We start from the raw sequence: 13,187 nt of genomic DNA on the forward strand, positions 1-13,187 counted from the left end.
CAGGGAGGACGCCGTTTTTGTTTTGGCCATTTGGCGGGAAGCACGCTTCCCCGACAGGAGCAACACATGGACCGCACTTTCTGGCAAGCCGGACACAAGCCGACCCTGTTTTCAGCCTTTCTGTATTTCGACCTCAGTTTCATGGTGTGGTATCTGCTGGGGCCCTTGCAGGTGCCCATTGCCACCGCACTGCATCTTTCCACCCAGCAACGCGGCCTGATGGTGGCCACGCCGATTCTGGCCGGAGCCATCCTGCGCCTGCTGATGGGCGTGCTGGTGGATCGCATCGGTGCCCGCGGTGCCGGCATCATCGGCCAACTGATCGTGATTGCCGCCTTGCTGGCAGCCTGGCAGATCGGCATTGCCAGCCTGGGTGGCGCGCTGCTGCTTGGCTTGTTCCTGGGCGTGGCCGGAGCCTCGTTTGCGGTATCGCTGCCGCTGGCTTCGCGCTGGTATCCGCCGCAGCACCAGGGCACGGCCATGGGTATTGCCGGGGCAGGTAATTCCGGCACCGTGCTGGCCGCGCTGTTTGCCCCGGCGCTGGCGCTGGTTTTTGGCTGGCAGAACGTATTTGGCCTGGCCTGCATTCCGCTGCTTGCTGCGCTCATCATCTTTGCTGTCTGTGCCAAGGATGCGCCCAATGCACCGCCGGCCAAGAAGCTGGCCGACTATCTGGCCGTGCTGAAGGAAAAGGACGCCTGGTGGTTCATGTTCTTCTACTCGATGACCTTTGGCGGCTTCTCCGGTTTTGCCAGCGCATTGCCGGGCTACTTCCACGACCAGTTTGCCTTTGATGCCAAAACAGCCGGCATGTACACCGCCGCCTGTGTGTTTGCCGGCTCGGTCATGCGTCCGCTGGGCGGCATGCTGGCCGACCGTCTGGGCGGCACCCGTTCGTTGCTGGCGGTGTATCTGTGCTGCGCGCTGCTGATTGGCGCTGCCGGCTTCAATGTCGGCGGCCCTTCGGTGGCACTGCTGCTGTTCATTCTGGCCATGCTGTGCCTGGGAGCCGGTAACGGCGCGGTGTTCCAGCTGGTGCCGCAGCGCTTTGGCAAGGAAATCGGCGTGATGACCGGCCTGGTGGGCATGGCGGGCGGGGTGGGTGGTTTTGCCCTGGCTGCCAGCCTGGGGGCCATCAAGCAGGCTACCGGTGGCTATGCAGCTGGCCTGTGGCTGTTTGCCTGCCTGTGCTGCCTGGCCTGGCTGAGCCTGGCCGGAGTGAAACAACGCTGGCGCAGTGGCTGGACCGTAGCCGCAGCCCGGGTATAAGAAGCGAAGGAGAGCAAGATGGATATGGCAGAACTGCAGGGCAAGACCCGGCAAAAGCTGGTGGTGGTGGGTAATGGCATGGCCGGCATCCGCACCGTGGAAGAGTTGCTGGGCCTGGCGCCTGAGATGTACGACATCACCGTATTCGGTGCCGAGCCACACCCCAACTACAACCGCATCCTGCTGTCGCCAGTACTGGCCGGGGAGCAGGCTTTCAAGGACATCATTCTCAACAGTGTGGAGTGGTATGCCGAACAGGGCATCACCCTGCATATGGGCAAGAATGTGGCCACCATCGACCGGGTACGCCGCAAGGTCATTGCCGAGGATGGCACCGAGGCCGCTTACGACCGCCTGCTGCTGGCTACCGGCTCCACGCCCTTCATCCTGCCGGTACCGGGCAAGGAGCTGGATGGCGTCATCAGCTACCGCGACATCCGCGATACCGAGCTGATGATGGAAGCCGCCAAGACCAAGCGTCAGGCAGTGGTGATTGGCGGTGGCCTGCTGGGGCTGGAGGCTGCCAATGGCCTGAAATTGCGCGGCATGGATGTCACCGTGGTGCATCTGGGCGACTGGCTGCTGGACCGCCAGCTGGACGACGTGGCCGGTGACTTGCTGCGCCGGGCGCTGGAAGAACGCGGCATCGGCTTTTTGCTGGGTAAGCAGACCGCCGCCATTCTGGATGACGGGCAGGGCGGCGTGGCCGGGGTGCGCTTTAGCGATGGCCAGCAGGTGGACGCGCAACTGGTGGTGATGGCGGTGGGTATCCGACCCAATACCGCGCTGGCCGAATCCTGCGGCCTGCATTGCGAGCGCGGCATTGTGGTGAGTGATGCGCTGCAAACCTACGACCCGCGTGTATACGCGGTGGGCGAGTGCGTCAGCCATCGCGGCGTGGCCTATGGCCTGGTCGCGCCCTTGTTCGAACAGGCCAAGGTGTGCGCCAACCATCTGGCCCAGTTGGGCATTGGCCGCTATCAGGGCTCGGTGCTGTCGACCAAGCTGAAAGTCACCGGGATTGATCTGTTCTCCGCTGGCGACTTCATGGGGGGCGAGGGCATGGAGGACATCGTGCTGTCCGACCCGGCTGGTGGCGTGTACAAAAAACTGGTGATCAAGGACGACAAGCTGGCCGGGGTCTGCCTGTACGGCGATACCGCCGACGGTGCCTGGTATTTCAAGCTGCTGCGCGAAGGGCGTTCGGTGGCGGATTTGCGCGATACGCTGATGTTTGGCGAATCCACCATCGGTGACGCCGGCGTGCAGGGCCAGAGCAAGGCCGCCTGCATGAAAGACAGCGACGAAGTGTGCGGCTGCAACGGCGTGTGCAAGGGAACCATCGTCAAGACCATCAAGGACAAGGGCCTGTTCACGCTGGACGAGGTGAAAAAGCACACCAAGGCGGCCAGCTCCTGCGGTTCCTGCTCCGGCCTGGTGGAGCAGATATTGATGAGCGTGGTGGGTACGGATTTCCAGGAAACGCCCAAGACCAAAGCAGTGTGTGGCTGTACCGAACGCAGCCATGGTGAAGTGCGCAAGGCCATCCGCGAACAGCATTTGCTGACCCATGCCGAGGTGTTTCACTTTCTGGAGTGGCGCACCCCCAATGGCTGTGCCACCTGCCGCCCGGCCATCAACTACTACCTGCTGTCCAGCTGGCCGCATGAGGCGGTGGACGATCCGCAAAGCCGCTTCGTCAACGAACGGGTGCACGCCAATATCCAGAAGGACGGCACTTTCTCGGTGATTCCGCAGATGAAGGGCGGCGTCACCACCGCCAGCGAGCTGCGCCGCATTGCCGACGTAGCCGACAAATACCAGGTGCCGATGGTGAAAGTCACCGGCGGTCAGCGTATCGACCTGCTGGGGGTGAAGAAGGAGGACCTGGTCAATGTCTGGCAGGACCTGGGCATGCAGTCCGGCCACGCCTACGGCAAATCCATCCGCACGGTGAAAACCTGCGTCGGCAGCGAATTCTGCCGCTTTGGCACCCAGAACAGCACCCAGATGGGCATTGATCTGGAAACCATGCTGGCCAATATGTGGTCGCCGCACAAGGTAAAGCTGGCGGTGTCCGGCTGCCCGCGCAACTGTGCCGAAGCCGGCATCAAGGACGTGGGGGTGATTGCGGTGGATTCCGGCTGGGAGTTGTATGTCGGCGGCAACGGCGGCATCAAGACCGAAGTGGCGCAGTTTCTGTGCAAGGTGAAAACCGTCGAGGAAGTAAAGGAATACAGCGGTGCGTTTTTGCAGCTGTACCGCGAGGAAGCCTATTACCTGGACCGCACCGTGCACTACATCGCCCGCGTCGGTCTGGATGTCATCAAGGCCAAGGTGGTGACCGATGCTGCCAGCCGTCAGGCCTTGTACCAGCGGCTGCTGTTCTCGCTGCAAGGCCTGCCCGACCCATGGGCGGCGCGCATTGCCGGTACGCAGAAAAACGAATTCATTCCGATCAAGCTGCACGCCTGAGGAGCATAGGTCATGACAGACAGCCAACACTGGGTACACATCTGCGCCCTTACCGACATTCCGCCGCAAGGCAGCCGGGTGGTGGAACGCGCCAGCGGCAATGTGGCGGTGTTTCGCACCCACGACGACCGGGTGTTTGCCCTGCTGGACCGTTGCCCGCACAAGGGCGGGCCGCTTAGTCAGGGCATTGTGCACGGCGAATCGGTGACTTGCCCGCTGCACAGCTGGAATATCGACCTGGCCACAGGTGAGGCTCGCGCGCCGGATGAAGGCTGTGCCCGCCATTTTCCGGTGAAGCTGGAACAGGGCATGGTGCTGCTGGGATTGTGAACAAGACCGATTGCAACGGGACCTTGTCATCAGAAAAGGATGGGCAAAATGGGCAAGACTGAAACCCGCTCCACCTGCTGCTATTGCGGCACCGGCTGTGGCGTGCTGATTGCCAGCGAAGATGGACGCATTACCGGTGTGCGCGGCGACCCCGAGCATCCGGCCAATTTTGGCCGGCTGTGCAGCAAGGGGCTGAACCTGGCGGCCAGCGCCGCCAGCGACAGTGGCCGCGCACTGTACCCGGAAATGCGGCTTACCCGCGATGCGCCGCGCCAGCGCGTTGACTGGGCAAGCGCGCTGGACAGCGTGGCGGAAAGCTTTGCCCGCATCATCCGCCAGCACGGGCCGGACGCGGTGGCTTTTTACGTGTCTGGCCAGTTGCTGACCGAGGACTACTATCTGTTCAACAAGCTGGCCAAGGGCGTGGTGGGAAGCAACAATATCGACACCAACTCCCGCCTGTGCATGTCCAGCGCCGTTACTGCCTATAAAAAAGCCTTTGGTGCCGATGGCCCGCCAACCTGTTATGCCGATCTGGAACAGGCCGACTGCGTGCTGTTTGCCGGCAGCAATCTGGCCTACGCCCACCCGGTGCTGCTGCGTCGGCTGGAAGAAGCCCGCGCGGCGAGGCCGGACACGCGCTGGATTGTCATCGACCCGCGCCGCACCGACACCGCCGCCATGGCCGACCTGCATTTGCAGATTCAGCCCGGCACCGATGTCGCCCTGTTCAACGGCATGCTGCACCACCTGATCTGGGAAGGGCTGGTGGCGGAGGATTACATCAGCGCCCATACCGCAGGCTTTGCCGAACTCAAGCAGATGGTGCGCAACACCACGCCGAAAATGGCGGCGGAAATCTGCGGCATCCGCGAGGAAGACCTGATCCAGGCCGCCGAGTGGTTTGGCCACAGCCCGGCCAGCCTGTCGCTGTACTGCATGGGCTTGAACCAGTCCAGCCACGGCACCGACAAGAACCTGGCGCTGATCAACCTGCATCTGGCCACCGGCCAGATCGGCAAGCCCGGAGCCGGCCCGTTCTCGCTTACCGGCCAGCCCAATGCCATGGGCGGGCGCGAAGTAGGCGGCATGGCCACCATGCTGGCGGCGCATCGTGATATCGACAATGCCGAACACCGTGCCGAAGTGGCCGCTCACTGGGGCGTGCCAACCGAGCGGCTGTCCGCCACGCCCGGCCTGCCCGCCATCGCCATGTTCGACGCGTTGCAGCAGGGCCGTATCAAGGCCATCTGGATTGCCTGCAGCAACCCGGCGCACTCGCTGCCCAATCTGCCACAGGTACGCGCCGCACTGGCGCAGGCCGAGCTGGTGGTGGTGCAGGACGCCTTTGCCCATACCGACACCACCGCGCTGGCCGACATCCTGCTGCCTGCCGCCACCTGGGGTGAGAAAGAAGGCACAGTCACCAATTCCGAGCGCCGCATCAGCCGGGTGCGTGCCGCCGTGCCGCCGCCGGGCGAGGCACAAAGCGATGGCTGGATTGTCAGCCAGATTGCCCGCCGTCTGGAGGCACTGCTTTATCCCGGCGCAGCCAGCCTGTTTGGCAATACTGATGTCGCCAGCGTATTCGACGAGCATCGCGCACTGACCACCGGGCGTGATCTGGACATCAGCGGGCTGAGCCATGCCGTGCTGGACAGCGCCGGGTCGCAGCAATGGCCGTTGCCCGCTGGCGCGGTACAGGGCCAGGCACGGCGCTATGTCGATGGCGTGTTTGCCACCGCCGATGGCCGCGCCCGTTTTCATGCTGTGCGCTACCAGCCACCGGCAGAGAATGTGTCGGCGCACTATCCCTTCCGCCTGCTGACTGGCAGGTTGCGTGACCAGTGGCATGGCATGAGCCGCACCGGCCGTCTGCCACAGCTGTTTGCCCATCGCCCGGAACCGGCACTGGAAATGCATCCGGACGATGCCGAACGCCGTGGCCTGCAGGCGGGCGATCTGCTGCGCATCAGCAGCAAGCGCGGCCAGCTGGTATTGCCGCTGGCCCTTAGCCGCGAGCTGCCCGGCGGCACGGTGTTTGCCGCCATGCACTGGAATGGCCAGTTCCTCAATAGTGGCGGTATCAATGAAGCCAGCCAACCACAGGTGGACGGTCAGTCTTTCCAGCCGGAACTCAAGCATGCGGCGGTGAAAGTGGAAAAAATCAGCCTGCCGTGGCGAGTCACGGCTGCGCTGCGCTGTGATGATTTGCCGGCCATGCAGGCGCGGCTGGCACCGCTTCTTTGCCAGTGCAGCTATGCCGCCATTGCGCTGCACTGCCCGGATGTCTTATTGTTGCGCGCCGCGCACCAGCAGGCGCTGGATGACTGGCTGCAACAGCTGCTGGATGTGCTGGGCCTGCAGCCGGGGCCGGAGGTGCTGGAATACCGTGATGACCGCCGCGGCGTGGTCAAGCGCGTGGCCTGGGCCGATGGAGCGCTGGCGGGCTTTGTGTTTGCCAGCAGCAGCGCGACAGATGGGCCGGCAGCGGACAGCCTGCTGCTGCAACTGCAGGCAGGCGAACCATGGCAGGGTTCGCGGCTGACGGTGTTTGCCCCGGCCGGACAGCGTGCCGTGGTGCGGGAAAAAGTCATCTGCCAGTGCAAGCAGGTGGGCGAAAACGTCATCCGCCAGTGTCTGGAGCGGGGCGATAGTGTGGAACACATCAAGGGCACACTGGGTTGCGGCAGCGTCTGCGGCTCCTGTGTGCCGGAAATCAAACGCATGGCCGCCAGCGTGGCGCAGCCTGCCTGACAACAGGAGTGGAATCATGAAACGCGCAACAGGCAAGGTAGTGCTGCTGGGGGCCGGGCCCGGCGATCTGGAACTGCTCACCCTCAAGGCGGTGCGCCAGTTGCAGGCGGCCGAAGTGTTGCTGCTGGACGAGCTGGTGAACCCGGACATCGTCAGCCTGGCCCCGCAGGCACAGGTGGTGCGGGTGGGCAAGCGCGGTGGCTGCAAGTCCACGCCGCAGGATTTCATCCAGCGCCTGATGCGCCGTTATGCCATACAGGGCCGGCAGGTGGTGCGGGTGAAGGGCGGCGAGGTACTGTTGTTTGGCCGTGCCGGTGAGGAAATCAGCTATCTGCAACAGCACGGCATTGCGGTGGAAGTGGTGAACGGCATCAGCGCGGCGCTGGCAGCAGCCGCCAGCCTGAGTGTGTCGCTCACCCATCGCCAGCATTGCCGTGGCGTGACACTGGTAACCGCCCATGCGCAGGACCACAGCGAGCCGGACTGGCAGGCATTGGCCGCTACCGGCACCACTTTGGCCATCTATATGGGCATGAGCCGCATCGCCAGCCTGAACCAGGCGCTGTTGCAGTACCTGCCCGCCAGCACCCCGGTGGCGGTGGTGCAGTGGGCCAGCACCCCGCAGGAGCAGCGCCTGCTGAGTACGCTGGCCACGCTGGAGGCCGACGCCCTGGCCGCAGGCATGGGCAGCCCGGCCATCATTCTGGTGGGCGAAGCCATGGCCGAAGCCAGCCTGCCCGCCATGCCCGTGGCCATGCCAGCGCAAAACCGGGCCTGATTCTCAGGCCTGCGTATCGTCTAGCCCCACCGGCTGGCACAGCACCGTTGATGTCACGGAATTGGCGATAAAGCAGTTGAGGTGGGCCTGATGGTGTAGCTGGGCATGCTGGGCCGCGCTGGGCGGGTTGGCACTACCAAATTGCACATCCGGTCGCAGCGTGACGCGGGTAATGGCCAGCTGGCCGGCGGCATTCTTGCCCATTTCGCCGCTGGCCCGGTCCAGATAACGCTCCACGGTGAAACCGGCACGGGCGGCCAGGTCCAGAAACCACAGCATGTGGCAGCTGGACAGTGCCGCCACAAAGGCTTCTTCCGGGTCTACTGCGCTGGCGTCCGACATCGGCAGTGGCACCACGGCGGGGGAGGACGAACCCGCCACCTCGGCTCCGCCATCAAAACGCAGCACATGCTTGCGGCTGTAACGTCGCTGCAGAAAATCCTGCCCATCGCTCTGCCATTCCACTTCCACCACGAATTGCGCCATTGTGTTCTCCCGTTCAGGCTGTCTGATGCAGAAAGATGGTAAGGCTGTCCTTGGGCGGGCGGATATCCGCCTCGGCCAGCATGCGTCCCACCATGCCGCGATGATAGCTGCCGTGGGTGATCAGGTGCAGCAGCATCTGGCTGCGTTGCATATTGCCTGGCTTGCCATCGACAAAGCGGAAGTCCACCGCCTGTGTCAGTGCGGTGCCATCCAGTGTTTCCAGATAGACGCGATACCAGTCATCGCTGGCCTGCTGACGTGCCTGTAGCTCGGCCAGCGTTGGCGTATCCGGCGTGTTCAGGGCGTCAAAGCCGTGCGGCAGCTGTTGCAGATTGGCCTGGAATATCTGCTCCACCAGCCACACATGGTTCAGCATGCGCAGCGCGGTGGTCCGGGTGTCTGCGGATAGTCTGTCGAGTTCTTGTTCCAGCAGGGCAAACAATTGCCGGTTAGCCCAGGCCTTGGCCTGAAACAGGGTGTGCAGTTGGGTATGCATCAGGTGTCCTCCGTGAAAAACCTAGCTTATTACGCATGACGGGTTTTAGAATCTGCCAGTCAGGAAATTCATTACTGAAGCAGATTCAGCAATATGATAGAAACGCAAACCACCGAATTGCTGGCCGTACTGTATCTGAGCGAAAGCGCCAGTTTTACCCGGGCGGCAGAACGGCTGGGGCTGACCGCGTCGGCCTTGTCCAAGGCGATAGACCGGCTGGAAAAGCGCCTGGGCTGTCGGCTGTTTGCCCGCAGTACCCGCCGGGTGGTGGCCACCGCGGAGGGCGAGCGTTTCATCGCCCATGCTCGGCGCATCGTGGACGACCTAGCCAGCGCCGAGGCCGAGCTGCGCCATGGCCGCAATATTGCGCAAGGCACGCTGCGCATTACCGTGGGTACCGCCTTTGGCAACCAGCAATTGCTACCGGCACTGCCACGCTTCATGGCCATGTATCCGCAGGTGCGGCTGGCGCTGTCGGTAAGCGACCATCTGGTGGATATTGCCGCCGACGGTTTCGACCTGGGCTTGCGGCTGGGGCCGCTGGGCCCGGTGGACAATCTGGTGGCGCGCCCCATTGCCAGCCTGCCGCGCAAGGTGTGTGCGGCACCGGCCTATCTGCGCCAGTTTGGCAGCCCGCAACACCCGGACCAGCTTGCACAGCACCAGTGCCTGGTGGTGGCCGATGTGGAGCAGGCTGACCAGTGGCCCTTCATGGTGGATGGCGCATTGCGCCGGGTGGATGTCAGCGCCCGGCTGAGCGTGGACAGTGCCGAATCCCTGCTCAGCCTGGCCTTGGCCGGGGCTGGCATCATCCGCCAGTCGGCCTTCTTGCTGGAGCCGGCATTGCAGGACGGGCGGCTGGTGGAAATCCTGCAGCCGTGGCGGGTGGATGACAGCATGCCGCTTACCGCACTGTATCCGCCTGGCCGTCAGCATCAGGCCAAGCTCACCGCCATGCTGGATTTCCTGCAGGCCACTTTTGGTCAGCCAGCCTAGTTGCAGCTGGCCAGCTGTAACAGGCCGTGTTCGCCCTGCAACTGCATGCTCAGCTGGGCAGGCCCGCCCACGGCCTCCAGCAGCAAGGTTTCACCGCCGGCCTTGCCCGGCGTCCAGCTGCTGCCGCGCCCCAGAATCACATCCTGGCCGCAGTAGCTGATCCATATCCGCCCCTGCAGTACCTGCAGTGATTGCGGCAGCTGGCCGTTCAGGCTCATCAGTTCGCCATTACCCAGTATCAGTGTGGTCATGTTGCGTGCTCCCGTGCTGTTGATGTCTCACAGCTTAGAGAGCCTGCTTGCCGCCCGGTAGCCACACAGTTGTCGATAATCAGCCATGACAGTTGCTGTTTTTTGGTAACTGTACTGCCTGTTTTTGTGCACAACTGTGCGTGGTGGTGGGTGGGCAATCCCTTATCATGGTGGCATGGATACCCAGCCTCTTTACCTGCAACTGGCGGATGACATTGCCGCCCAGATCAGCGCCCGCGTGCTGCGCGCCGGCGAACGTCTGCCTTCGCTGCGCGAAATGAAACTGCGGCGCGGGCTTAGCCTGAGTACGGTGCAACAGGCCTTCCGCCGTCTGGAAGACCTGGGCCTGGTGGAAGCCAGGCCACAGTCCGGCTACTTTGTGCGTTACCGCAGCGAGGCCGGGCATGCACTGCGGCTGGCCGCGCCCACCGAAGTGGCGGTGGACCCGCTGCTGTGGAGCTATGTGGAAGACCAGTCGGAACAACGCACCGAACGCATGCAGGGCTTTCGCAGTGCAGTGGCCCCGCATGCGCTGCTACCTACCGCCCAGTTGCAGCGCATGACACTGGACTGCATGCGCCGCCATCCGGATTTGCTGTCCGACTATGGCCGCCCCAGCGGCTATCTGGATTTCAAACGCCAGATTGCGCGGCTGGCCATGGAGTGGGGCGGCCAGCTGCACCCGGAACAACTGATCGTCACCCAGGGCACCATCGAGGCGCTTAACCTGGCCTTGCGCGCGCTTACCCGGCCCGGCGATGTGGTGGCGGTGGAGTCCCCGGCCTATTTTTCCCTGCTGTACACGCTGAAGGCGCTGGGGCTGCGGGTGGTGGAAATCCCCACTGATCCGGTCAGCGGCATTTCGGTGGACGCGCTGGAGCTGGCCACCCGTGATGCCGCCATCAAGGCGGTGATCCTGGTGCCCAATTTCTCCAACCCGCTGGGCGCGCTGATGCCGGATGCTGCCAAGGAAAAGGTGGCCGAACTGCTGGCCGCACGCGGTATTCCGCTGATCGAGGATGATGTCTACGGCGAGTTCTACTATGGCCGGCAGCGGCCACGCCCCATCAAGGCTTTCGATCGCAGCGGCAATGTACTGTACTGCGCCTCGCTCACCAAGGATGTGGCACCGGGCCTGCGCATAGGCTGGATAGACCCGGGCCGTTACCGCAGCCAGGTGGAAGTGCAGAAATACCTGAGCACGCATTCCACGCCCACGCTCAACCAGGCGGTACTGGCGCGCTTTCTGGAAAGCGGTGCCTACCCGCGCCACATGCGACGTCTGCGCCGGGCCATTGCCAGCCAGATGCAGGGCTTGCTGGACGGGCTGCAACAATATTTCCCGGCCGATGTGCGGTATACGCGCCCGCAAGGCGGCTTTGTCTTGTGGCTGGAATTCCCCCAGGAGTTCGACAGTCTGGTGCTGCACCGGCAAGCGCGGCAGGAAGGCATAGGGCTGGCCCCCGGCCCGCTGTTTTCCCCGCGCGGCGACTATCGCAACTGTGTGCGGCTGTCCTGCGCCGAGCCGTGGACCGAGGCCCAGCAGGCCAGGCTGGCGCGGCTGGGCCAACTGGTGCACCAGCAATATGCTGGCTGAGCCCGGCGGATTGCCGCTTTCGCACGGCAGATGACAAAACGCCCAGGCACCACCACGGTAAGCCTGGGCGTTTTGCTGCTGGCAGGCTGCCTGCACGCAAGGTGCAGCCAGCCCGTCATCAGGCCTTAGCGGGCCTTGGGTGCAGTACCTTCGGCGTGAGCCACCACGGCATCGATCTGGATCAGCGCATCCTGTGGCAGCGCGGCCACGCCAACGGTACGGCGTGCCGGGGTGCCGGTGGGGAAGAAGCTGCTGTACACGCGGTCAACGGCGGCGATGTCGTCGATGTTCTTCAGGAAGATGTTCACCTTCACCACATCGGCCAGCGAATGGTTGATGCTTTCCACGATGGTCTGGATGTGCTGCAGGCACAGCTTGGCCTGCTGGCTGATATCGCCGGCCACCAGTTTGCCGCTGCCTGCTTCCAGCGGCAGTTGGGCCGAAATGTGGTTGTAGTGCGAGAAGGCCACGGTCTGGGTGGCAATGCGGCTGCGCGGCGCATCACTGGTGTTGGCTGCCTGGATGACGATGCCGTGACGGTCTTCCACCGCTTGCGGCGGGGTACCGTCACCATGCGATACCACGGCTTCGATCTGTACCAGCGCATCCAGCGGCAGGCCGGCAGCGGCAATGGTGGTGCGTGCCGGGAAATAGGCAGCGGCGCGGGCAATGGCGGAATCCGGGAAGAAAGTGGTGTATACCGCGTCCACGGCAGCGGTATCGGCCAGGTCTTTCAGGAAGACATTGATTTTCACGATGTCGTCGAACGGGACATCAATGCTGGTCAGAATGGACTTGATGTTCTTCAGGCATTGCGCAGTCTGTTCTTTTACGCCGCCGGCCACCAACGCGCCGGTTTGCGGGTCGATCGGCAACTGGGCCGAAATATTGTTGTAGTGGGAAAAGGCCACGGTCTGGGTGGACAGCACGCTGCAGGGCGCTTGTTTGCTATTGCGTGACAGCTTGATCAGGTCACCGGCCTGCGGTGCATTCGGGATGGTGCCTTCGCCATTGGACAGCAGCGCTTCCACCTGTACCAGTGCCTGCAGGGGCAGGGCATCCACAGCAACGGTGGTCAGCGCCGGAACGTGGCCGGTGAAGAAGGAAGCATAAACCTGATTCACCACCTCGATGTCTCGGATATCTTTCAGGAAGATGGAGATGCGTACCACGTCGTTCAGATCATGGCCGATGCTGTCGATCACGGCCTTGATGTTGGCAAAGCACTGCTGAGCCTGTGCCTGAATGCCACCTGCCACCAGCTTGCCGGTAGCCGGGTCCAGCGGCAGTTGTGCCGACAGATTGTTGTAGTGGGAAAAGGCCACGGTTTGGGAGTAGGGGCCGATTGCCTGCGGGGCTTTGTCGGTATTGTGTGCCAGGACTGCGTTGAAGTTGCTCATAGTGATACTCACCTTGTGCTGAATGTGGATTGCGACGGTTCTGCCTGGCAGTTTTCCTTGCCGCATGGCAGGGGCTGACGGGCCGGGCGGTACGTCCTGATTGATCAGCCGTGAATATAAGCGTGTGCTTATTTTTTGTAAATTAGCAAACGTTGATATAAGTCAACAATGTCATCAGATGGCAAAAATCAGCCAGCAAGCAGCTGATTTCATTCAATGACAGCAAAATATCAAGCTTGCTCACAGCAAGTGATGTCAGCCGGGGCAAGGGTCTGCTTGATATTCAAATCAGATTTTCTTGGTTCGTCGTGGCAGCGTCATGCCATATCGTGGTGCTTCATCCGCACGCCAG

10 protein-coding genes and 1 pseudogene are annotated in these 13,187 nt (G+C 62.9%); 7 read left to right on the forward strand and 4 right to left on the reverse strand.

The window, feature by feature from the left end; translation table 11 throughout:
* The first annotated feature begins 66 nt into the window (after positions 1 to 66).
* The 5 genes and pseudogenes from QVF59_RS13360 to cobA all read left to right on the forward strand — a co-directional run bounded on the left by QVF59_RS13360 (position 67) and on the right by cobA (position 7,609).
* The gene (locus QVF59_RS13360; RefSeq protein ID WP_287880565.1) at positions 67 to 1,269 is read left to right on the forward strand and encodes a nitrate/nitrite transporter; all 1,203 of its coding nucleotides are present in this window, start codon (positions 67 to 69) and stop codon (positions 1,267 to 1,269) included.
* 24 nt (positions 1,270 to 1,293) lie between these two features.
* A pseudogene (gene nirB, locus QVF59_RS13365) lies at positions 1,294 to 3,675 on the forward strand (nitrite reductase large subunit NirB); the annotation flags it as partial.
* Between the two features lie 81 nt (positions 3,676 to 3,756).
* A complete protein-coding gene (gene nirD, locus QVF59_RS13370; RefSeq protein WP_287880568.1) occupies positions 3,757 to 4,074 on the forward strand; it encodes a nitrite reductase small subunit NirD in 318 nt (105 codons plus the stop codon).
* 48 nt (positions 4,075 to 4,122) lie between these two features.
* Positions 4,123 to 6,831 carry a nitrate reductase gene (locus tag QVF59_RS13375; protein ID WP_287880570.1) on the forward strand — a complete coding sequence of 903 codons (2,709 nt, stop codon included), beginning with the start codon at positions 4,123 to 4,125 and terminating at the stop codon, positions 6,829 to 6,831.
* 16 nt (positions 6,832 to 6,847) lie between these two features.
* Positions 6,848 to 7,609 carry a uroporphyrinogen-III C-methyltransferase gene (gene cobA, locus QVF59_RS13380; RefSeq protein ID WP_287880572.1) on the forward strand — a complete coding sequence of 254 codons (762 nt, stop codon included), beginning with the start codon at positions 6,848 to 6,850 and terminating at the stop codon, positions 7,607 to 7,609.
* A gap of 3 nt (positions 7,610 to 7,612) precedes the next feature.
* Here cobA and QVF59_RS13385 read toward each other — a convergent pair whose 3' ends face one another.
* Both QVF59_RS13385 and QVF59_RS13390 read right to left on the reverse strand, forming a co-directional pair.
* On the reverse strand, positions 7,613 to 8,095 hold the full coding sequence (locus QVF59_RS13385) for an OsmC family protein (RefSeq protein ID WP_287880574.1): 483 nt from the start codon (positions 8,093 to 8,095) through the stop codon (positions 7,613 to 7,615).
* Between the two features lie 13 nt (positions 8,096 to 8,108).
* Positions 8,109 to 8,591, reverse strand: coding sequence for a DinB family protein (locus QVF59_RS13390; RefSeq protein ID WP_287880575.1), 483 nt, complete (start codon positions 8,589 to 8,591; stop codon positions 8,109 to 8,111).
* Positions 8,592 to 8,684: 93 nt separating this feature from the next.
* Here QVF59_RS13390 and QVF59_RS13395 point away from each other — a divergent pair, with 93 nt between their 5' ends.
* Entirely contained in the window at positions 8,685 to 9,587 is a 903-nt protein-coding gene (locus QVF59_RS13395; RefSeq protein ID WP_287880577.1) for a LysR family transcriptional regulator, read from the forward strand.
* On the opposite strand, the gene QVF59_RS13400 is transcribed toward QVF59_RS13395, so the two are convergent.
* Entirely contained in the window at positions 9,584 to 9,838 is a 255-nt protein-coding gene (locus QVF59_RS13400) for a hypothetical protein (RefSeq protein WP_287880579.1), read from the reverse strand. The genes QVF59_RS13395 and QVF59_RS13400 overlap by 4 nt on opposite strands.
* Positions 9,839 to 10,013: 175 nt before the next feature.
* Here QVF59_RS13400 and QVF59_RS13405 point away from each other — a divergent pair, with 175 nt between their 5' ends.
* Positions 10,014 to 11,435, forward strand: a complete 1,422-nt coding sequence (locus QVF59_RS13405) for an aminotransferase-like domain-containing protein (protein WP_287880581.1) — start codon at positions 10,014 to 10,016, stop codon at positions 11,433 to 11,435.
* A 125-nt stretch (positions 11,436 to 11,560) separates the two neighbouring features.
* Here the strand turns inward: QVF59_RS13405 and QVF59_RS13410 are convergent, their stop codons facing one another.
* Positions 11,561 to 12,835: a RidA family protein gene (locus QVF59_RS13410; protein WP_287880583.1), complete on the reverse strand. Its 1,275-nt coding sequence runs from the start codon at positions 12,833 to 12,835 to the stop codon at positions 11,561 to 11,563.
* Positions 12,836 to 13,187: the final 352 nt, after the last annotated feature.

It is taken from the genome of Aquitalea sp. (genome assembly GCF_030150775.1).
GTDB classification, from domain to species: domain Bacteria; phylum Pseudomonadota; class Gammaproteobacteria; order Burkholderiales; family Chromobacteriaceae; genus Aquitalea; species Aquitalea denitrificans.